General features: G+C 64.5%; 20 protein-coding genes and 1 other RNA gene. 11 read left to right on the top strand and 10 right to left on the bottom strand.

Going from position 1 to position 19,474, the window contains the following annotated elements; translation table 11 throughout:
* Positions 1-942 carry a CysB family HTH-type transcriptional regulator gene (locus tag C9I57_RS17735; protein WP_018443140.1) on the bottom strand — a complete coding sequence of 314 codons (942 nt, stop codon included), beginning with the start codon at positions 940-942 and terminating at the stop codon, positions 1-3.
* Positions 943-1,152: 210 nt separating this feature from the next.
* On the opposite strand from C9I57_RS17735, the gene C9I57_RS17730 reads away from it, so the two are divergent.
* From C9I57_RS17730 to cobA, 6 genes are all read left to right on the top strand, one after another.
* Entirely contained in the window at positions 1,153-2,832 is a 1,680-nt protein-coding gene (locus tag C9I57_RS17730; RefSeq protein ID WP_107151935.1) for a nitrite/sulfite reductase, read from the top strand.
* 32 nt (positions 2,833-2,864) lie between these two features.
* Positions 2,865-3,422, top strand: coding sequence for a DUF934 domain-containing protein (locus C9I57_RS17725; protein WP_107151934.1), 558 nt, complete (start codon positions 2,865-2,867; stop codon positions 3,420-3,422).
* Positions 3,419-4,192, top strand: coding sequence for a phosphoadenylyl-sulfate reductase (locus tag C9I57_RS17720; RefSeq protein ID WP_107151933.1), 774 nt, complete (start codon positions 3,419-3,421; stop codon positions 4,190-4,192). Before C9I57_RS17725 ends, C9I57_RS17720 begins: the two co-directional genes overlap by 4 nt.
* 128 nt (positions 4,193-4,320) lie before the next feature.
* Complete coding sequence (gene cysD, locus C9I57_RS17715) at positions 4,321-5,283, top strand: sulfate adenylyltransferase subunit CysD (RefSeq protein WP_107152076.1); 963 nt, start codon at positions 4,321-4,323, stop codon at positions 5,281-5,283.
* Between the two features lie 64 nt (positions 5,284-5,347).
* Entirely contained in the window at positions 5,348-6,673 is a 1,326-nt protein-coding gene (locus C9I57_RS17710) for a sulfate adenylyltransferase subunit 1 (protein WP_440130217.1), read from the top strand.
* 82 nt (positions 6,674-6,755) lie between these two features.
* Entirely contained in the window at positions 6,756-7,553 is a 798-nt protein-coding gene (gene cobA / locus C9I57_RS17705; RefSeq protein WP_107151932.1) for a uroporphyrinogen-III C-methyltransferase, read from the top strand.
* Here cobA and C9I57_RS17700 read toward each other — a convergent pair.
* Genes C9I57_RS17700 through lptF form a run of 3 tightly spaced genes read right to left on the bottom strand, consistent with a single transcriptional unit; the run spans position 7,540 to position 10,208 of the window.
* Entirely contained in the window at positions 7,540-7,932 is a 393-nt protein-coding gene (locus C9I57_RS17700) for a sirohydrochlorin chelatase (protein ID WP_107151931.1), read from the bottom strand. The two genes, cobA and C9I57_RS17700, sit on opposite strands and share 14 nt — an antisense overlap.
* A 28-nt stretch (positions 7,933-7,960) precedes the next feature.
* Complete coding sequence (gene lptG, locus C9I57_RS17695) at positions 7,961-9,109, bottom strand: LPS export ABC transporter permease LptG (RefSeq protein WP_107151930.1); 1,149 nt, start codon at positions 9,107-9,109, stop codon at positions 7,961-7,963.
* A gap of 4 nt (positions 9,110-9,113) precedes the next feature.
* Complete coding sequence (gene lptF / locus C9I57_RS17690; protein WP_107151929.1) at positions 9,114-10,208, bottom strand: LPS export ABC transporter permease LptF; 1,095 nt, start codon at positions 10,206-10,208, stop codon at positions 9,114-9,116.
* A gap of 124 nt (positions 10,209-10,332) precedes the next feature.
* Here lptF and C9I57_RS17685 point away from each other — a divergent pair, with 124 nt between their 5' ends.
* The 3 genes from C9I57_RS17685 (at position 10,333) to C9I57_RS17675 (ending at position 13,147) form a co-directional block, all read left to right on the top strand.
* Complete coding sequence (locus tag C9I57_RS17685; RefSeq protein WP_107152074.1) at positions 10,333-11,847, top strand: leucyl aminopeptidase; 1,515 nt, start codon at positions 10,333-10,335, stop codon at positions 11,845-11,847.
* 22 nt (positions 11,848-11,869) lie between these two features.
* Positions 11,870-12,286, top strand: coding sequence for a DNA polymerase III subunit chi (locus C9I57_RS17680; RefSeq protein ID WP_107152073.1), 417 nt, complete (start codon positions 11,870-11,872; stop codon positions 12,284-12,286).
* Between the two features lie 120 nt (positions 12,287-12,406).
* Positions 12,407-13,147, top strand: a complete 741-nt coding sequence (locus C9I57_RS17675) for a DUF2486 family protein (protein ID WP_107151928.1) — start codon at positions 12,407-12,409, stop codon at positions 13,145-13,147.
* 51 nt (positions 13,148-13,198) lie between these two features.
* On the opposite strand, the gene ilvD is transcribed toward C9I57_RS17675, so the two are convergent.
* On the bottom strand, positions 13,199-14,872 hold the full coding sequence (gene ilvD / locus C9I57_RS17670) for a dihydroxy-acid dehydratase (protein ID WP_107151927.1): 1,674 nt from the start codon (positions 14,870-14,872) through the stop codon (positions 13,199-13,201).
* 215 nt (positions 14,873-15,087) lie between these two features.
* Here ilvD and C9I57_RS17665 point away from each other — a divergent pair, with 215 nt between their 5' ends.
* On the top strand, positions 15,088-16,077 hold the full coding sequence (locus C9I57_RS17665) for a LysR substrate-binding domain-containing protein (protein WP_107151926.1): 990 nt from the start codon (positions 15,088-15,090) through the stop codon (positions 16,075-16,077).
* A complete protein-coding gene (gene lgt, locus C9I57_RS17660) occupies positions 16,071-16,976 on the top strand; it encodes a prolipoprotein diacylglyceryl transferase (RefSeq protein ID WP_107151925.1) in 906 nt (301 codons plus the stop codon). Before C9I57_RS17665 ends, lgt begins: the two co-directional genes overlap by 7 nt.
* Positions 16,977-16,993: 17 nt before the next feature.
* On the opposite strand, the gene C9I57_RS17655 is transcribed toward lgt, so the two are convergent.
* The 5 genes from C9I57_RS17655 to C9I57_RS17635 all read right to left on the bottom strand — a co-directional run bounded on the left by C9I57_RS17655 (position 16,994) and on the right by C9I57_RS17635 (position 19,345).
* The gene (locus C9I57_RS17655; protein WP_107151924.1) at positions 16,994-17,731 is read right to left on the bottom strand and encodes an SIMPL domain-containing protein; all 738 of its coding nucleotides are present in this window, start codon (positions 17,729-17,731) and stop codon (positions 16,994-16,996) included.
* A gap of 83 nt (positions 17,732-17,814) precedes the next feature.
* The gene (locus tag C9I57_RS17650; RefSeq protein ID WP_107151923.1) at positions 17,815-18,273 is read right to left on the bottom strand and encodes an EVE domain-containing protein; all 459 of its coding nucleotides are present in this window, start codon (positions 18,271-18,273) and stop codon (positions 17,815-17,817) included.
* Between the two features lie 158 nt (positions 18,274-18,431).
* Positions 18,432-18,613, bottom strand: a non-coding RNA gene (ssrS, locus tag C9I57_RS17645) — 6S RNA.
* Positions 18,614-18,680: 67 nt separating this feature from the next.
* A complete protein-coding gene (locus C9I57_RS17640; protein ID WP_018443122.1) occupies positions 18,681-18,995 on the bottom strand; it encodes a cell division protein ZapA in 315 nt (104 codons plus the stop codon).
* Positions 18,992-19,345 (bottom strand): ATPase, encoded by a 354-nt coding sequence (locus C9I57_RS17635; RefSeq protein ID WP_107151922.1) that lies wholly within the window; start codon positions 19,343-19,345, stop codon positions 18,992-18,994. Before C9I57_RS17635 ends, C9I57_RS17640 begins: the two co-directional genes overlap by 4 nt.
* Positions 19,346-19,474 lie beyond the last annotated feature (129 nt).

Genomic DNA, 19,474 nt, shown 5'->3' with positions numbered 1-19,474 from the left:
TCAAAGCTCGTAGTTCTCATGCTCGCCTTTCAACGCTTGCTCGATGAGCTTGCGAGTGAGCGTGGGTGACAGCAGCTCAACGAGCGTATAGACATAACTGCGCAGGTAAGCCCCTTGTTTCAACGCGATCCGCGTAAGGTTCGTACCGAAGAGATGCCCGACCGGCATGCCTCGCAGGTGCTTGTCGCGATCGCCGTTGAACGCGATATCGGCGAGGATGCCGACGCCGAGCCCAAGCTCGACGTAGGTCTTGATGACGTCGGCATCGATCGCCTCGAGGATGACATCGGGCGTGAGGTTGCGCCGATGGAAAGCCTCGTTGATCTTCGTCCTGCCCGCAAATGCAGCCTCATAAGTAATCAGAGGATATTGCGCAAGGTCCTCGAGCGAGAGCGTCTTGCGTTCGAGCAGCGGATGGCCTTCGGGCATCACGGCCACGTGGTGCCACTGGAAGCACGGCAGTGAGACGAGCTCCTTATAGCTACCGATGGCCTCCGTCGCAATACCGATGTCGGCCTGATCGTGCATGACCATTTCGGCCACCTGCGTGGGGCTGCCTTGCAGAATCGAAAGGTGCACCTTCGGAAACCGCTTCTTGAACTCGGCGATGGCGCCCGGCAGCGAGTAGCGCGCCTGCGTATGCGTCGCGGCGATGACGAGATTGCCCTGGTCCTGCGCGGCGAAATCCTTGCCGACGCGCTTCAGACTCTCGACTTCCTGGAGGATCCGCTCAACGGACGCGAGGATGATGCGCCCCGGCTCGGTGAGCGATCGCACGCGCTTGCCGTGTCGCGTGAAGATTTCGACGCCCAGTTCGTCCTCGAGCTCGATGATCGCCTTCGAGACGCCCGGCTGCGAGGTGTAAAGCGCCTTGGCAGCCTCGGTCAGGTTGAAGTTCTGCCGCACGGCTTCGCGCACGAACCGAAATTGGTGCAGGTTCATAATAACCCCATGGCATAAGGACAGAATTTTTTAGTCGTTTGAAATATAAGACGAGTTTATTACGATCTGCGCAGGTTTTTCAATATGCATAGCAGTTTCGGTCATTAGCAAATGAGCGGAGGGTCTTAAGTCCTGCCGCTCTTTGCGCGTCGATAGCGATTCGGGCGTCGCGTAACCAGGGCGCGGCGCAGAACAACCTGGGGTCCCCGAATGTACCAATACGATCAGTACGATCAGACAATCGTCGACGAGCGCGTCGCGCAGTACCGCGACCAAGTCCGCCGCCGCCTGTCGGGCGAATTGAGCGAGGAGGAGTTTCGTCCGCTGCGCTTGCAGAACGGTCTCTACATGCAGCGTCACGCGTACATGCACCGTATCGCGGTTCCGTACGGCAATCTGCGCAGCGATCAGTTGCGCATGCTGGCGCGGATCGCCCGCGAGCACGATCGCGGCTACGGCCACTTCTCGACGCGCACGAACATGCAGTTCAACTGGATCAAGCTCGAGGAGACGCCCGAAATTCTGGCGAAGCTCGCTTCGGTGCAGATGCACGCGATCCAGACGTCGGGCAACTGCATTCGCAACATCACGGCCGATCAGTTCGCGGGCATCGCGCCCGACGAAGTCGTCGATCCGCGCCCCTGGGCCGAGATCCTGCGTCAATGGTCGACGTTCCACCCCGAGTTCGCCTGGCTGCCGCGTAAGTTCAAGATCGCCGTCTCGGCCTCCAAGGAAGATCGTATCGCCGTTCAGATTCACGATCTCGGCGTCTATCTTTCGAAGAACGAGGCGGGCGAAGTGGTCTGCGCGATTCTTGCCGGTGGCGGGCTCGGGCGCACGCCGATCGTCGGTCCGGTCATCCGGGAAAATCTGCCCTGGCAGCATCTGCTCACGTACTGCGAAGCGGTCCTGCGCGTCTACAACCGTTTCGGCCGGCGCGACAATCTGTTCAAGGCGCGCATCAAGATTCTCGTGAAGGCGCTCGGCGCGAAGAAGTTCGCCGAGCAGGTCGAGGAGGAATGGCAGCATCTGAAGGACGGCCCTTCGACGCTCACTCAGGAAGAGTTCGACCGCGTCGCCCAATATTTCCAGCCGCCTGCGTACGAGAAGCTTTCGGATACGGATGCTTCATACGAAAAGCATTTGCTCGAGAATCGCGCGTTCGCGCGCTGGGTCGAGCGCAGCGTGCGGCCGCACAAGGTCCCGGGCTACGCCGCCGTGACGCTCTCGCTGAAGCCGACGGTCACGGCCCCCGGCGATGTGACGGACGCGCAGATGGAAGCGGCGGCCGATATGGGCGACGAATATTCGTTCGGTGAGTTGCGCGTGTCGCATGAGCAGAACCTCATTCTCGCGAACGTGAAGAAGCGCGACCTGTTCGCGGTCTGGGAGCGCGCGAAGCAGCATGGCTTCGCGACGCCCAACATCGGACTGCTCACCGATATCATCGCCTGCCCCGGCGGCGACTTCTGCTCGCTCGCGAATGCGAAGTCGATTCCGATCGCGCAGGCGATCCAGCATCGTTTCGACGATCTGGACTACGTCTACGATCTCGGCGAGCTCTCGCTCAACATCTCGGGCTGCATGAACTCGTGCGGACACCATCACGTCGGCAACATCGGCGTGCTCGGCGTCGACAAGGACGGCGCGGAGTGGTACCAGGTGTCGCTCGGCGGCGAGCAGGGCACGGGCCAGAACGGCGCGCGGCTCGGCCGCGTCATCGGTCCTTCGTTCTCGGCCGAGGAAATGCCCGACGTGGTGTCGAAGGTCATCGATACCTTCGTGGATAACCGCATCGACGGCGAGCGTTTCATCGACACGTTCAATCGCATCGGCATCGCGCCCTTCAAGGAGCGGGTCTATGCCTCGCGCCAGCCGGCGCACGCCTGACCGAAGCGAACGAGAGCAAGGAACATTTGCAGATGACTTCGATTATCAGAAACCGTGAGGTCGTGACGGACGACTGGCAGATCGTGCGCGCGGCCGAAGACGGCGGGCTGCCCGCCGTCGATGCGCTGCCCGCGGGCCGCATCCTCGTGCCGTTCGCGCTCTGGAAGGAAGGGCGCGAAGCGCTCGTGGCGGCGCGCGGCGTCGAATCGCTCGGCGTCTGGCTCGCACCCGACGACGAACCGGCCGATCTGGTCGGCGATTTCGACAAGATCTCGCTGATCGGCGTCGATTTCCCTGTGTTTCGCGACGGCCGCGGCTACAGCACCGCGCGACTTTTGCGCGAGCGCTACGGCTGGCGCGGCGAGCTGCGCGCGATCGGCGACGTGCTGCGCGATCAGCTCAATTACATGGCCCGCTGCGGCTTCGACGCGTTCGCCGTGCGGGCGGACAAGGACATCCACGATGCGCTGAAGGCATTCAGCGAGCTTTCGGTGCAATACCAGGCCGCGGTCGACATTGCGCAGCCGCTGTTCCGTCGCCGCGCGGCGGCAGCGTCGAGCGGCGCCGAGGCCCAAGGATCGCGCGTATGAGCAGCGTCGTCGACTTCACGAAGCAGGGCGCCGACGTGCCCGAAGCCGTGCTGGCCGCGAAGGTCGAGCGGCTGAACGCGCTCATCGACGCGATCGCCGCGCGCCACGAAAACGTCAAGTTCGCGAGCAGCCTCGCCGCGGAGGACATGCTGCTCACGCATGCCATCCTCTCGCGCGGCGCGTCGATCGGCATTTTTTCGCTCAATACGGGGCGCCTTCACGCGGAAACGGTCGCCATGATCGATCGCGTGCGCGAACGCTACGGTTACGAGATCGAGCAGTTTCATCCGCTGCCGCAGGCGGTGGAGGCCTACGCCGCCGAGCATGGGCTCAACGCGTTCTACGAGAGCGTCGAGTTGCGCAAGCGCTGCTGCGAAATCCGCAAGGTCGAGCCGCTCAATCGTGCGCTCGCCGGCGCCGATGCCTGGATGACGGGGCAACGCCGCGAGCAATCGGTGACGCGTGCGGAACTGGCCGAAGAGGAGCAAGACGCGGCACGCGGCATCGCCAAGTACAACCCGCTCGCGGACTGGACGGAAGCGGAAGTCTGGGCCTATCTGACGAAGTACGAGGTTCCGGTCAATCCGCTGCACGCACGCGGCTACCCGAGCATCGGCTGCGAGCCCTGTACGCGCGCGATCCGTCCCGGCGAGGACAGCCGCGCCGGCCGCTGGTGGTGGGAGTCGCGCGATTCGAAGGAGTGCGGTCTGCACGTCGCTCCCGTCACGCCGATCAGGATCGTCTCCGACGCCGGCAAGGCGACGGCGTAAGGCGCAACCAAGGCGTAAGCTAACGGCTCCAATAGGCAAACCGAGCCCGAACAATGCAGGACCCGAACATTGCGGGTCGTCGCGGAAACGACGCATCGACCGCGGCAACCGATAGGAACAGACTGAACATGAGCACGATTCTCGAACCCTCCGCGACGACCCCGCTCACGGTCGCATCGAACCGCATGGACCACCTCGATTGGCTCGAAGCCGAATCGATCCATATCCTGCGCGAGCTCGTTGCCGAATGCAGCAAGCCGGCTCTGCTTTTTTCGGGCGGCAAGGATTCGGTCGTCGTGCTGCATCTCGCCCTGAAGGCATTCGGCCTCGGCGCGAACCGCAAGACGTCGCTGCCGTTTCCGCTCGTGCACATCGACACGGGCCACAACTATCCCGAGGTCATCGATTTCCGCGACCGGCGCGCGGCCGAGATCGGCGCCGAGCTCGTCGTGGGCCACGTCGAGGATTCGATCAAGCGCGGGACGGTGCGGCTGCGCCGCGAGACCGATTCGCGCAATGCGGCACAAGCCGTCACGTTGCTCGAGACGATCGAGGCGCACCGCTTCACGGCGATGATCGGCGGCGCGCGACGCGATGAAGAAAAGGCGCGGGCCAAGGAGCGCATCTTCTCGTTCCGCGACGAGTTCGGCCAATGGGACCCGAAGGCGCAGCGCCCCGAGCTCTGGAGCCTCTATAACGCCCGCTTGCATGCGGGTGAGCATCTGCGCGTGTTTCCGATCTCGAACTGGACCGAGCTCGACGTCTGGCAATACATCGGACGCGAAGGGCTCGAGCTGCCGTCGATCTACTACGCCCACCAGCGCGAGATCGTGCGCCGCAACGGACTGCTCGTGCCCGTCACGCCGCTCACGCCGATGCGCGAAGGCGAAACGAGCGAGACCGCGCTCGTGCGCTTCCGCACGGTTGGCGATATCAGCTGCACGTGCCCCGTCGAAAGCGATGCCGACGATGTCGAGAAGATCATCGCCGAGACGGCCGTGACCGACATCACCGAGCGCGGCGCGACCCGCATGGACGATCAAACGTCCGAGGCGGCGATGGAGCAGCGCAAGAAGCAAGGGTATTTCTAAGCCAGCCAAGAGGCCCGCGCCAAAACGCGCATGTGGCCCCGAACGAATTCCGAGCGAGTATCGAATGCAGGACATCATCACCACTCATCAACCGGCGGACCTCGGCGTGCTGCGCTTCATCACGGCGGGCAGCGTCGACGACGGCAAGAGCACGCTGATCGGGCGGCTTCTCTATGACAGCAAGGCCGTGCTTTCCGATCAGCTCTCGGCGCTTTCGCGCGCGAAGAACAAGCGCACGGTCGGCGACGAAATCGACCTGTCGCTGCTGACGGACGGCCTCGAAGCCGAGCGCGAGCAGGGCATCACGATCGACGTGGCCTATCGCTACTTCGCCACCGCCAAGCGCAAGTTCATCATCGCCGATACGCCGGGCCACGAGCAATACACGCGCAACATGGTGACGGGCGCATCGACCGCGCATGCGGCGATCATCCTCATCGACGCGACGCGAGTGACGTTCGACGACGGCCGCGCGGTGCTGCTGCCCCAGACGAAGCGCCATAGCGCGATCGTGAAGCTGCTCGGGCTGCAGCATGTGATCGTCGCGATCAACAAGATGGACCTCGTCGAGTTCAGCGAAGCGCGCTTCAACGAGATTCGCGATGCCTACGTGCAGCTTGCCCAGCAGCTCGGGCTTGCGAACGTTCGCTTCGTCCCTGTCTCGGCCTTGAAGGGCGACAACATCGTGCTGGCGAGCGAGCGCATGCCTTGGTATGCGGGCGAGCCGCTGCTCGACGTGCTCGAGGCGCTGCCGGTCGGGCAGCCGACGGGCCAGGCACTGCGTTTCCCGGTCCAATGGGTGGCGCGCCAGGACGGCGCGAGCGCCGACGATTTTCGCGGCTACATGGGCCGCGTCGAATCCGGTGAAGTCCGCGTCGGCGATGCGATCGTCGTGCTGCCGGCGGGACGCGATGCGACCGTGGCGGAAATCATCGCGCCGGTGCCGGGCGGCACGGCGCAGGTCGAGCGCGCGTTCGCGGGGCAGACGGTGACGATTCGTCTCACGGAAGACGTCGACGTTTCGCGCGGCGACACGTTCGTGTCGGCGGGGCAGGCCCCGCAACCGGCGAAGAAGCTCGAGGCGGACCTCTGCTGGTTCGACGACGAGCCGCTCTCGCCGCAGCGCAAATACCTGCTGAAGCAGACGACGAGCACCGTCTTCGCGCGCGTAGGTGCCGTCAAGGAAGTGCTCGACGTCCATACGCTCGAGCATACGAGCGAACGGCACAACCTGACGATGAACGACATCGGCCGCGTGACGCTGACGCTGCAAAAGCCGCTCGTCTGCGATACTTACGACACGCATCCGGCCACGGGCGCGTTCGTGCTCATCGACGAAGCGACGCATCATACGGTTGCCGCCGGCATGATTCGTGCATACTCGAGCTGACGCGACCGGCTCCGCTCCCGCGGGCCGCTCGGACGCGAACGAATGAGTCGGTAAGCAACGGAACGGGAAGGACGAACGGCGAATGGGCAAGGTGTACTTGATCGGGGCAGGCCCCGGAGCGGCGGATCTCATTACGGTGCGCGGCGCACGATTGTTGGGCATGGCCGACGTGGTGCTGCACGATGCGCTCGTCGAGCCCGAGATGCTTGGATACGCGCCGCACGCTCGCAAGATCGCCGTCGGCAAGCGCTGCGGCCGTCGCTCGACGGCCCAGCAGTTCATCAACAAGCAGATCGTCGACGCGGCGCTGGCGCATGAGGTCGTCGTCCGGCTGAAGGGCGGCGACCCGATGCTGTTCGGCCGCGCCGACGAGGAGATGCGCGCGCTCGAAGAGGCAGGCATCGAATACGAGGTCGTGCCCGGCATCACGGCGGCCCTTGCCGCCGCATCGAGCCTCAAGCGCTCGCTGACGCTGCGCGGCGTCGCCCGCAGCGTCGCGTTCGCCACGAAGAGCCGCGCGGCCGATACCGACGAAATCCGCGAGCACGTCAATGCGGATTCGCTCGTCTTCTACATGGGCCGCGACAGCGCGCCCGAGATCGCTCAGCAGCTCATCGATGCGGGCCGGCCGGCCGAGACGCCCGTGGCGATCGTCGAAGCTTGCAGCACCGCGCGCGAGCGAACGTTGACGCTGACGCTCGAAGCACTCGCGATGGGCGAAGCCCAGCAGTGGCTCGATGCGGCGCAGCCGAGCCTGCTCATGATCGGCGATGCGTTCGCCGAGCGCGAAGCGTCGAAGCCGCTGGCCGAAAGCGAGCCGACCGATGCGGCCGCGAACGGCGCCGCACCGCGTGCCGGCGGTTTTCTCAACGCGGCGTGACGTTTCCCATCTGACGCAGGCAGTACTGCGCGAGCGCATCGAGCACTGCGTCGTCCTCGCCGACAGGCGCTACACATCGGATTTCGATGCCGGGATGACCGGCCCTGCATCGATCGACGATCTCCGGCAGGTCGCGCCGGATATGCCCCCCGATCCCCACGAACACCGGCACGACCGTGATCGTCGCGCAGCCGCCGGCTGCCTGCTCCGCGATCGCGGTAGGCAAGTCGGGCGACATCAGCTCTAAAAACGCCAGGCTGACGGCCGTGGATGGGCCGCATTGCGCGCGCAGCAGCTTCGCGAGCCGCTCGAAGGGCTCGGCCCAGCGCGCATCACGCGCGCCGTGGCCGAACAGGACGATGCCGTTACGTGCCGACATGGCCGTTTCCTCTCGATGTCGATAGCGATCAATGACGATCGACCCACCTCAGCCCGACGAAGCCCAGCACGAGGTAGATCAAGGCCGGCGTGGCGGCCGTCATCGGCGCGGGCCAGGTGTTCAGCATGCCGATATGCGAAAACAGCGTATTGATGAGTTGGAAGCTCATGCCGAGCATGATGCCGCCGAAGACCTTCACGCCGACGACGCCGGCCCGCGTGTGCAGATAGGCGAACGGAAGCGAGAGCACGAGCATCACCAGCACGGCGAACGGATAGAGCAGCTTCTTCCAGAACGCGAGCTCGTAGCGCTGCGTATCCTGGTGATTTTCCGTCAGATGCTGAATGTAGCGGAAGAGGTTGAACATCGACATCCGATCGGGCGAAATCAGCAGCACCGAAAGGATTTGCGGCGTGAGCTCCGAGCGCAGCGAGTACTCGGGCTGTGTGATCTGAGTCGCTCGATAGACCGGATTCAATGCATCGGCAGGCTGCGCGGATGGCGGCGGGATGGCCGTCAGCTTCGTATCGGTCACGCCCTTCAGCAGCCAGTGACCGTTGCCCTGATAGCTTCCGCTTTGCGCGATCCGCACGTTCGTCAGCCGGAATTGCGAATCGAACTCGTAGATGCGCACCTTCGTAATCGACGCATCGGGCCTCAACTCGCCGACGTTGACGAAGCGCGTGACCTGCTCGCCGTCTTCGCGCGCGGAAAGCGTGTCCTTGACCCAGACGCCGGACTGGAAGTTCGTCGAGACGGCCGATCCGAGCGCCTCGAGCCGCACGCGCTCCGAGAGCTGATCCGAGTACGGACCGACGACTTCACCGATGAAATACGTGACGATGACAAGCGGAATGCCGATCTTGATGAGCGAGCGCAACGCCCGCCCTGTCGCGAGTCCCGAGACGCGAAAGATCGTGTATTCGGAGTTCGCGGCCATCTGCGAGAAGACGTAGATCGCGCTGATCAGCGCCGCGACGGGGATGATTTCGTAAAACCGCGACGGCGTTTGGAGCGCGACGCGCAGCACGGCATAGCCGAACTTGTAGTTGCCGTGTCCGACCGTGTTCAGCTCGTTGATGAGGTCGAAAAAGAAGAACAGGCCTGAAAACGCGAACAGGACGAAGATGAACGCAAGGTAGACCTGCCGCGCGAAGTACTTTTCGTAGATGCGCATCGCGTTATGCTCCCTGACGTGCGAACAACGCGCGCGAAATGAGCGGCCGGTTGCGCACGCGCAACCAGAAAACGACGACGACGATGCAGGCGACGAGCGCGTGCAGTCCGAGCAGCCCGGCGGCGAACGACATGCGGCCCTGTTCCATCCACGACTGCACCACGTTCAGCAGGTTCGAATAGGTGAGGAAGATCAGCACGGCCATGACGAGATTGATCGTGCGCCCGCGCCGCGGATTTTGATAGGCGAGCGGAATGCCGAGCAGCATCAGGTTCGCGGCCATCAAAACGAGGCCCGTGCGCCAGACGAACTCGGCGAGGTTTGCGTTCGTCGGATGGCGCAGCAGCGCAAGCGTCGACATGCCCGTCGGCGTCGGCCGGTTGACGACCGGCTGCTGCGTGATTTTCACGCCATAGCGCTGAAACTCCATGATCCGGAAATCGGGCTTGCCGGGCTCGCCGTCGTAGCGGCGCCCGTTTTCGAGCACGACGAAGCGCGAGCCGTCCTTGTCCGTTTCCGTGTGACCGTTGTGCGAGACGACGACGCTGACCTTGCCGCTTTCGGTGCTCGTCACGAACACGTTCTCGACATGACTTTGGTCGGGCGACATCTTCTCGACGAAAAAGACGCGGTGGCTGACGGGCGATTCGCGGAATTGCCCGGGCGCGAGCAACGACACTTCGTCACGCTGCTGAAAGCGCGCGCGGATCAGCTTGCTTTGCGCGTTCGACCAGGGCCAGCCGACATAGGCGAAAAAGGCGACGAGCAGCAGGATCGGCAAAGCGAACTTGACGACGGGCTTGATGAAGCGCGCGAGGCTCACGCCCGACGAAAGCCAGACGACCATCTCCGAATCGCGGTACCAGCGCGTGAGCACGAAGAGGATCGACACGAAGAGCGTGACGACGAGCATTACCGCGAAGTAACCGATGACGGTCAAGCCGATCAGCACGACGACGTCCTTCGGATCGACTTCGCCGGACGCGGCGAAGCCGACGATGCGGATCATCATCGTGGTGAGGAAGATGGTCAAGAGCACCATGAATACGGCGCCGGCCGTATATGCGAGCTCGCGCTGCAGGGAGCGTTCGAAAATCATCGTCTACGAGAAAGGGCGAATGGGGTCGCGCTTGCGTTGCGCATGGCGGACCGACGCCGCGAAAAAATAGCGGATAATTGCGACTTTCGTGTGAGTGATGCCGATTTTATCCGAGGACGAGCCGATGGACTTTAGCATAAAAGCCTGTGACTGGACGAAGGGCACGACGAACGTATTTCTGACCGGGAAGTCCGATTGCATCGTGATCGGCGTGTTCGAATCGCAAACGCTGTCGGGCGCGGGGCTCGAGATCGACGAGGCCACGAAAGGGCTCATCACGCGCGTCGTGAAAGCCGGCGACATGCAGGGCAAGAGCGGGACGACGGTCTTTCTGCACGAGGTCTCGGGCATCGGCGCATCGCGCGTGCTGCTCGTCGGCTGCGGCAAGCAGGACGCGTTTGGCCAGAAAGCCTACAACGAGGCCGCGCGCGCGGCCTGGCGCGCCATCCTCGGCACGAAGATCGGGCAGGTCACGTTCACGCTCGCCCAACTGCCGATCAAAGAGCGGACGGCGGAGTGGGGCGTGCGCGCGGCGATCCTCGCGCTGCGCACCGAGACGTATCAGTTCACGCAGATGAAGAGCAAGCCCGAGCCGGCCAAGCGGGCGCTGAAGCGCGTCGTCTTCAGCGTCGATACGGTCGACGAAAAGGCGGCCAAGATCGCCGCGAAGGAAGGGGAGGCGCTCGCGAATGGCCTCGATCTCGCGCGCGATCTCGGCAATCTGCCCGGCAACGTCTGCACGCCGACCTATCTGGCCGACACCGCCAAAACGCTGGCGAAAGACTGGAAGCTGAAAGTCGAGGTGCTCGGCCAGAAGCAGCTCGAAGCGCTCAAGATGGGCGCTTTCCTCTCGGTGACGCGCGGCTCCGCGCAACCGCCGCAGTTCATCGTCCTGCAGCATCAAGGCGCCGGGCCGAAGGCCGCGCCTGTCGTGCTCGTCGGCAAGGGGATCACGTTCGACAGCGGGGGCATCTCGCTGAAACCGGGCGACAGCATGGACGAAATGAAGTACGACATGTGCGGCGCCGCCTCCGTGTTCGGCACGCTTCGGGCCGTGGCCGAGCTGGGCTTGAAGATCAACGTCGTCGGCATCGTGCCGACCTGCGAGAACATGCCGAGCGGCACGGCGACGAAGCCGGGCGACATCGTCACGAGCATGTCGGGCCAGACCATCGAAGTGCTGAACACCGACGCTGAAGGGCGCCTCATTCTGTGCGACGCGCTCACCTACGCGGAGCGCTTCAAGCCTGCGGCCGTCATCGACATCGCCACGCTGACGGGCGCGTGCGTGATCGCCCTCGGCCATCACAACAGCGGCCTCTTCGCGAAGGACGACGCGCTCGCCGGCGAGCTGCTCGACGCTTCGCGCGAAGCGGTCGACCCGGCCTGGCGCCTCCCGCTCGACGACGAGTACCATGAGCAGCTGAAGTCGAACTTCGCCGACATGGCGAATATCGGCGGGCGGCCCGCCGGCAGCGTGACGGCGGCCTGCTTCCTGTCGCGCTTCACCGAAGCGTATCCGTGGGCGCATCTCGACATCGCCGGCACGGCCTGGAAGAGCGGGGCCGCGAAGGGCGCGACGGGGCGCCCGGTGCCGCTGCTGACGCAGTTCCTGATCGATCGCGCGCAGCTTTCGTAGTGGCTTGGCTGGATCATTGCCGATGACACGGATCGATTTTTATACGAACGTCGGCGACTCGTTGCTTTATGCATGCCGGCTGGTCCGCAAGGCTTATCTCGCGGGCCAGCCCGTCATCGTGCTCGCCGACCGGCCGCGGCTTGCAGCGTTCGACGAGCGGCTCTGGACGTTCTCGCCGCTCGACTTCGTGCCGCATTGCATGGCCGACAATGGGCTTGCGGCCCGCACGCCTGTCGTGCTCACGGCCGATCTCGATGAGGCGCCGCATCATCAGGTACTCTTGAACCTCGGTGCGGCGGTGCCGCCGCAATTCGCGCGCTTCGAAAGGCTCCTCGAGGTTGTCGGCGATGGGGATGACGAACTCGCCGCGGGGCGTGCACGCTATCGCTTCTATCGCGACCGCGGTTATGCGCTCAACAACTACAAGCAAGGCACCTGAACGGGTGCTCTATCGTTTGTCCGATGAGTGCACAGCCGGCGTGTCATCGTGGTATGGGTCCGTTCGCTTCGTCAGCATCCACGGAAGGCGGGCCGACTAGTGGAAACAGGGAGACTAGAAGTGACCGATCCCAAACATCCCGAACGCGAACAGTTCGACGATCCGGACTCGATTCCGGTGCTGACCGACGTGATCGTGCCCGGCCGGCCGTCCATGCCGCGCCGCGGCGAAGCTCACGGGACGGCACCCGAGCCAAAGGCCGAGACGCCTGCCGCGCCGCCGCAAAAGGCCGATGCGCCGGCGGCGCCGCAAAGCTCCGGCGCGCCAGCGCAGCCGGCCGAAGGCGCGGCGGCGCGCGAGCGGAAGCCGACTGAGGATTCGATCGAGGCGACCCGCGCGGCACAGCTGAACGAATTTGCCGAAGCGGAAAAGGTGAGCCCCGCCGAGCCGCCGGCGCCGCGCCGCCCGCATGAGCCGCTCCAGCACGGCGGCGCGCCCGAGGCTGTGGCGCCCGCCGAGGCGGCGTCCACTCCGGCGGCTCCGGTTGCGCGGGAACGACTTGAACCGCGGGAACCAGGCGAACCCCGCGAGCCACGCGGACAACGCGAGCACGAAGAGCTGAGCGAGCGCGACGTCGACCATATCGCCGAGCGCCTGCGCACACGCTTCGCCGGCTACCTGCGAGACGAAGGGCGGCGCGTGATCGAAGCCCGATGCCGCGAAGCGCTCGAGGAGCACACGAGCTGGCTCGTGAGACAGGTCACGCGCGAGGTGGCGCTGGTGCTCGAAGGCGAGGTGGTGGGCTGGGTCCGCGACGCGGTTCGTGAGGAACTTGCCGCGCACCGGGCGGCTCGCCGTTAGCTTCGACAACGAACGGGGCCGTTGGGCCCCGCTTGCTGCCTCACGCCGGCCTCAACCCGTCACGGCGCCCTGGTTGGCGGGCCGCGCGAGCGCCGCATACTTGGCGAGCACGCCGCGCGTGTAACGCGGCGCCGGCTGCTTCCACGCGGCGCGGCGGCGCTGGAGTTCGTCGTCGTCGACGTTCAGCTGCAACAGCAGCCTGTGCGCATCGATCGTGATCGAATCGCCTTCCTGCACGAGCGCGATCGCGCCGCCGACGAAGGCTTCGGGCGCCACGTGCCCGACGACCATCCCCCAAGTGCCGCCCGAGAACCGGCCGTCCGTGATGAGGCCGACCGATTCTCCCAGCCCCTTGCCGATCAGCGCCGACGTCGGCGCGAGCATTTCCGGCATCCCGGGGCCGCCTTGCGGGCCGAGATAGCGGAGGACGAGCACGTCGCCCGGCTCGATCTTGTCGTTCAGGATCGCGTCGAGCGCGCTCTGCTCGTCGTCGAAGACGCGGGCAGGCCCGGTGATCGCCGGGTTCTTCAGGCCCGTGATCTTGGCGACGGCGCCATCGACTGCAAGATTGCCCTTCAGTATCGCGAGATGCCCTTCCTTGTAGAGCGCCTTCTCGATCGGGAAGATCACGCTCTGATCGGCGCGCGGCGCGCTTGGCACATCCTTCAGCTCCTCGGCGAGCGTCTTGCCCGTGATCGTCACGCAATCGCCATGCAGGAGGCCGGCGTCGAGCAGGATCTTCATGACTTGCGGAATGCCGCCCGCGCGGTGCAGATCGGTTGCCACATACTGACCCGACGGCTTCAAATCGCAGATGACGGGTACGCGCCGGCGGATCCGCTCGAAGTCGTCGATGGTCCAGTCGACTTCGGCCGCATGCGCGATGGCGAGGTAGTGCAGCACCGCGTTCGTCGAGCCGCCCGTCGCCATGATGACGGACACGGCATTCTCGATCGACTTCTTCGTGATGATGTCGCGCGGCTTCAGATCGCGCTTCACGGCCTCGACGAGCACATGTGCCGATTCGGCGGCGGAGTCGACCTTCTCGTCATCGGGATTGGCCATCGTCGACGAGTAGAGCAACGACATGCCGAGCGCCTCGAACGACGAGCTCATCGTGTTGGCCGTGTACATGCCGCCGCACGAGCCCGTGCTCGGACAGGCGTTCTGCTCGACGCCCTCGAAATCCTCCTGCGACATGCGGCCGGCAGTAAACTCGCCGACAGCCTCGAACGACGAGACGATCGTCAGATCCTTGCCCTTCCATCGACCCGGGCGAATGGTGCCGCCGTAGACGTAAATGCCGGGCACGTTGATGCGTGCGAGCGCGATCATGCCGCCCGGCATGTTCTTGTCGCAGCCGCCGATCACGACGACGCCGTCCATCCATTGGCCCTGAACGCAGGTCTCGATGCAGTCGGCGATGACCTCACGCGAGACCAGCGAGTACTTCATGCCTTCCGTGCCCATCGACATGCCGTCCGAAATCGTCGGCGTGCCGAATATCTGCGGATTCGCACCGGCGCCTTTGACGGCTTCGACGGCTGCGTCGGCGAGGCGCTGCAATCCGGCGTTGCAGGGCGTGATCGTCGAATGACCGTTCGCAATGCCGATCATCGGATTGTCGAAATCGTCCTTCTTATAGCCGATCGCGTAGAACATCGAGCGGTTCGGCGCGCGCGCGACGCCCTGGGTGATGTTTTTCGAACGACGGTTGTAAGCCATGATGGGGGACTCCGTTGTATCCGTCTTGACGGTCACGCGGGTTTTGGTCGTTGCGGCACGCCGCTATGCGTGAACGTGATGTTGCCTTCCCGCGCGGGGCCGACCGGCACTCGCGCACCGGGGCGCCGTGCCAGAATGACGTTTCCCTTTGCCTGTGTCCAATATATTATTCAACGGCGATTAAGTCGAAGAACGTATCGAATGGAGGCTCCTTCGTGACGCCCGATCTGCGCCAGTTGCGCTACTTCGTCGCCGTTGCCGAGGAGCGGCATTTCGGGCGGGCCGCCGAGCGGCTCTCGATGACGCAGCCGCCGCTCTCGCAAGCGATTCGCGCGCTCGAGGAGGCGCTCGGCGTGGCGCTCTTCGCGCGGACGAAGCGCACGGTCGAGTTGACGCCCGTGGGCGCCGATCTTTTGCCCGAAGTGCGCAAATTGCTGGCCGCGGCCGACGGCTTGCGCCCGCTTGCGCAGAGCCTTGCGCGCGGGGAGGCCGGCGCGCTTTCGCTCGCCTTCGTTTCGACGGCCGATTACGGCCTCTTGCCGGAACTGCTGCGCGAATTCGCCGCACGCTATCCGCACGTCAGGTTGCAGCTCGCCGAGGCGACGAGCGACGTGCAGATCGACGAGCTCGTGGCGGGGCGCATCGACGCGGGGCTCGTCATCCCGCCGCTTCCCCCGCGCCATGCAGCGGCGCTGACGTACGTGCCGGTCATGCGCGAGCCGCTCGTGGCGGCGCTGCCGAGCGCCATCGCGCGCGATCTCGAGACGCGGGGCAGGGGCGCCGCGCCGCCGGACTGGGACGACCGACCGGTCACGCTCGCGCAGCTCGCCGATTTTCCGCTCGTCATCTTTCCGCGCCATCTCGCCCCCGGCTTTTATGACATCATTACGGGCTGCTACGGCGCGGCCGGCCTGACTCCGCGCATCGGACAGGAGGCGATCCAGATGCAGACGATCGTGAGCCTCGTGTCGGCGGGCATGGGCGTCGCGCTCGTGCCGCGATCGCTGCGCAACCTTCGCCGCACCGGCGTGGTCTACCGACCGCTCGCTGAGCGCGCGCCGATCGTCGAGACCGGTCTCGCCTGGCGCACGGCCGACGTGAGCCCCGTGCTCGCCGGATTCATCGAGATCGTACGCGCGCACGCCGCGGCCATGCCCGGCCCTTTAACCCCTCAACGCCCGAAATCGAAGCCCATACGATGCTGATTCATCCCAACTTTGATCCCGTTGCGATTCATCTCGGCCCGCTTGCCGTGCGCTGGTATGGCCTCATGTACCTCGTCGGATTCGTGATGGCGATCGTCGTCGGGCGGCTGCGGTTGCGTCTGCCGCACGTCGCCGCTCAAGGCTGGAGCGCGCGCGACATCGACGACATGCTGTTTTACGGCGTACTTGGCACGATCATCGGCGGCCGGCTCGGCTATGTGCTTTTCTACAAGGCGGACTACTACTTCGCGCATCCGCTCGACGTCTTCAAGGTCTGGCAAGGCGGCATGTCGTTTCACGGCGGCTTTCTCGGCGTGACGCTCGCGATGGCGCTCTTTGCCTGGCAGCGCAATCGCACCTGGATGCAGGTGACGGACTTCGTCGCACCCATGGTGCCGACGGGGCTCGCCGCGGGTCGCCTCGGCAACTTCATCAATGGGGAGCTCTGGGGGCGCGTCACCGATCCGCAAGCGCCTTGGGCGATGCTGTTTCAGAGCGCCGCGCCCGACGATGCGCTCTGGCTCGCCTCGCATCCGCAACTCGCGGCCAAGTGGCATCTCAACGAAGTCTTCGCGCAGTACCACATGCTGCCGCGCCATCCGTCCGAGCTCTACGAGGTTGCGCTCGAGGGCATCGTGCTCTTTTTCGTGCTCTGGTTCTTCACGCGCAAGCCGCGTCCCGTGGGCGCCGCATCCGCGGTCTTCCTCATCGGGTACGGCCTTGCGCGCTTCATCGTCGAGTTCGCGCGTGAGCCCGACGATTTCCTCGGTCTGCTCACGTTCGGGCTCTCGATGGGGCAGTGGCTCTCGTTGCCGATGATTCTCGTCGGTATCGGGCTATTTGCCTGGTCGTATCGGCGTGCGGCGAAAGCGAAAGAGCCCGCCGCCGTAGCGCGTTGAACGCGGACTGAGGGCGATCAACGCGTCATCTGCACGGAACCGGACACGTTGACGGTCACGCGTGACGTGCCGCCTTCGATCGGCAGCGGCGCGTTGCCGCCGGGCGCTGCCGCCGCCATCGCGCGCATCGCGATCATCGGACGCGGCGGCCCTTCGCGGCCTACGTTGACCTCGCGCACGGTGTAGCCCGTGTAGCCGAATGCGTGGGCTGCTTCCTGCGCCTGCTCGCGAAACGAGGCGATGGCGTCGCCCGACAGCTTTTGCGCGGCGGATCGCTGCGCTTCCGGCGACAGCGAGAATGCGACATTGCCGATTTGCATCGTCGCGTTCATCTCGCCGGCAAGCTTCGATGCGGCGGCGAAGTCGCGCGATTCGAGCACGACCTCGGTCCGGCCGCGCCATGCCGAGATACGGCCGTCGCGATCCGTCGACGGATAGACCGAATACGTGCCGGTGTGCGCGGTGACGCCGGTCACGCCCTTCGCCTGCCGCAACGCCGCGGCGGTTCGCTCGTTGAGCGCGTTGGTGAGCGACGCGGGATCTTTGGCCTCCTGCTCGTAAAAGAGCGTGATGTCGACGACGTCCTCGGGAACGTCGGCGCTCGCCTGCGCCGATAGCGAGAGTACGCCGGAAGGCACGGCCGCGCGATCGATGACGACCGGATCGGCATAGGCAGCCGAGGGTGTAACCGCCAGTGCAAGAGGCCATAAGGAGACGGCGGCGGTCGCGACAGCGAGAACGGTTGTTCTTTTCATGTGTGCGGTCCTTCTTCGGTGTTGAACGATGTCCTTTGTGAGGATGGAGCAACGAACCCGGTACGCTTGGGAACTGTTCGATGTCAGGCAAGCCGCTCGGTAATGAAGCGCCACTCGGCTTCGGTGACCGGCGTGATCGAAAGGCGATTCCCTTTCGCGAGCACGCGCATGTCGGCGAGCTCGGCATGCTTCCTCAACTCGGCGAGTGAAATAAGTGGAGTCTTCTTGACGAACTTGACGTCGACGAGCATCCAGCGCGGCTCCTCAGGCTTCGATTTCGGATCGTAGTAAGGGCTTTTCGAATCGAACTGCGTCGGATCGGGGTAGGGCGTCGAGACGACTTTTGCGAGCCCCGCGATGCCGGGCTCGGGGCAGCTCGAGTGATAGAACAGCACGCCGTCGCCAACGCGCATCGTGTCGCGCATGAAATTGCGCGCCTGATAGTTGCGCACACCCGTCCACGGCAGCGTGCGCTCCGGGGCATTCGAGAGATCGTCGATGCTTGCTTCGTCCGGTTCGGACTTCATCAGCCAATAGCGCATAGGGCACTCGGATTCGTTGGGTGATCGTCGAACGAAAGGTGCGCGAGCCTCAAAAACCGATAGCGGCGTGGGCGTGCCCCTGGCTCGGGTGGAGCAGCCGAGGCCAATGATCGAGAACAAATAAAAACGGCATCGGATGAACCGATGCCGTCGTCGAATAAGTCCCCGCCTTAGCCGCTAGGCCGGCATCCTGAACCTGAGGTTCAGAATTGGTCGCAGTTAGCAGCACTTCGGGTACATCAGACAGAGTGACGCGCACGCCCGTGCTACAAATTTCCGCAACCGTGCACATGGCATTGGTTCAAGGAATCTATGACCTTGGCGAACCAGGCAGGGAAGCCGTAAAAACTGGGTACAACTTGTATCGCCGCCTGCCGCTACCGCGGACGGGCAGTGTGCCGCTCTTGCTATCGTGCCTCGTGTTGCGCGAGGACGGTGCCGAGCTGCTCATTCATTTGGCGCATTGTACGACGGATTTCGTCCGCAGGGAACGCCTCACCGTGGCGAATACTCTCTTGCAGCCTCAGCAATTCCGATGCGAGCGAAATCGCGGCCATCACGGCGATGCGGTCGGTGCCGCGCACGTTGCTGGCCGTGCGGACTTTCGACATTTCGGCATCGACGCGCGCGACCGCGTCCACGAGCGCGGACTCCGTTTCCGGTGAACAGGCCAGCCTGTATGTCTGGCCGAGAATCGAGGCTTCGATCTGTTTCGTCGTCATGCGTTCTCTCCGTGGGCCGCGCCGTTGCGAGCCGCCTCGCCCTCACCTGCCGGCGAAAGCAGGTCGAGCTGGTTGTCGGCGTCGTATGGTCCCTTCGTGCGGGGCAGTTTCTCGAGAATCGCGTTCAGGCGCACTTGCGCATCGTCGATCTTGGCAAGCAACGTGTCGCGTTCGGCCTGCAGCGCGTTACGCTCATCGCGCAACAGCGCGAGTTCGGCGCGCGCGGCGTCATTATCCGCGCGAAGCTGGTCGAGTTGCTCTTCGAGTGCGTGACGTGCCTGCTGATGGCGTTCGTTGATCGCAATCAGCCGGCCGATGTTCTGTGACAGGATTTCGAGTTCGTTGAGCATCTGCTGCGTCCTCTAAAGACTTGCGCATTTTAGCGCGGAAAAGAGAGGTATCCGACCTCGGACTCGTATCGAGACGTAACGACGCACCGAATATCGCCGCATTTCAGGCGGTTTTTGCCGATGGCTCAT

It is taken from the genome of Trinickia symbiotica, assembly GCF_003028655.1.
Taxonomy (GTDB): Bacteria; Pseudomonadota; Gammaproteobacteria; order Burkholderiales; family Burkholderiaceae; genus Trinickia; species Trinickia symbiotica_A.
The sequence above is the reverse complement of the archived record's forward strand: the minus strand, read 5'-3'. Positions and strand labels throughout refer to the sequence as shown.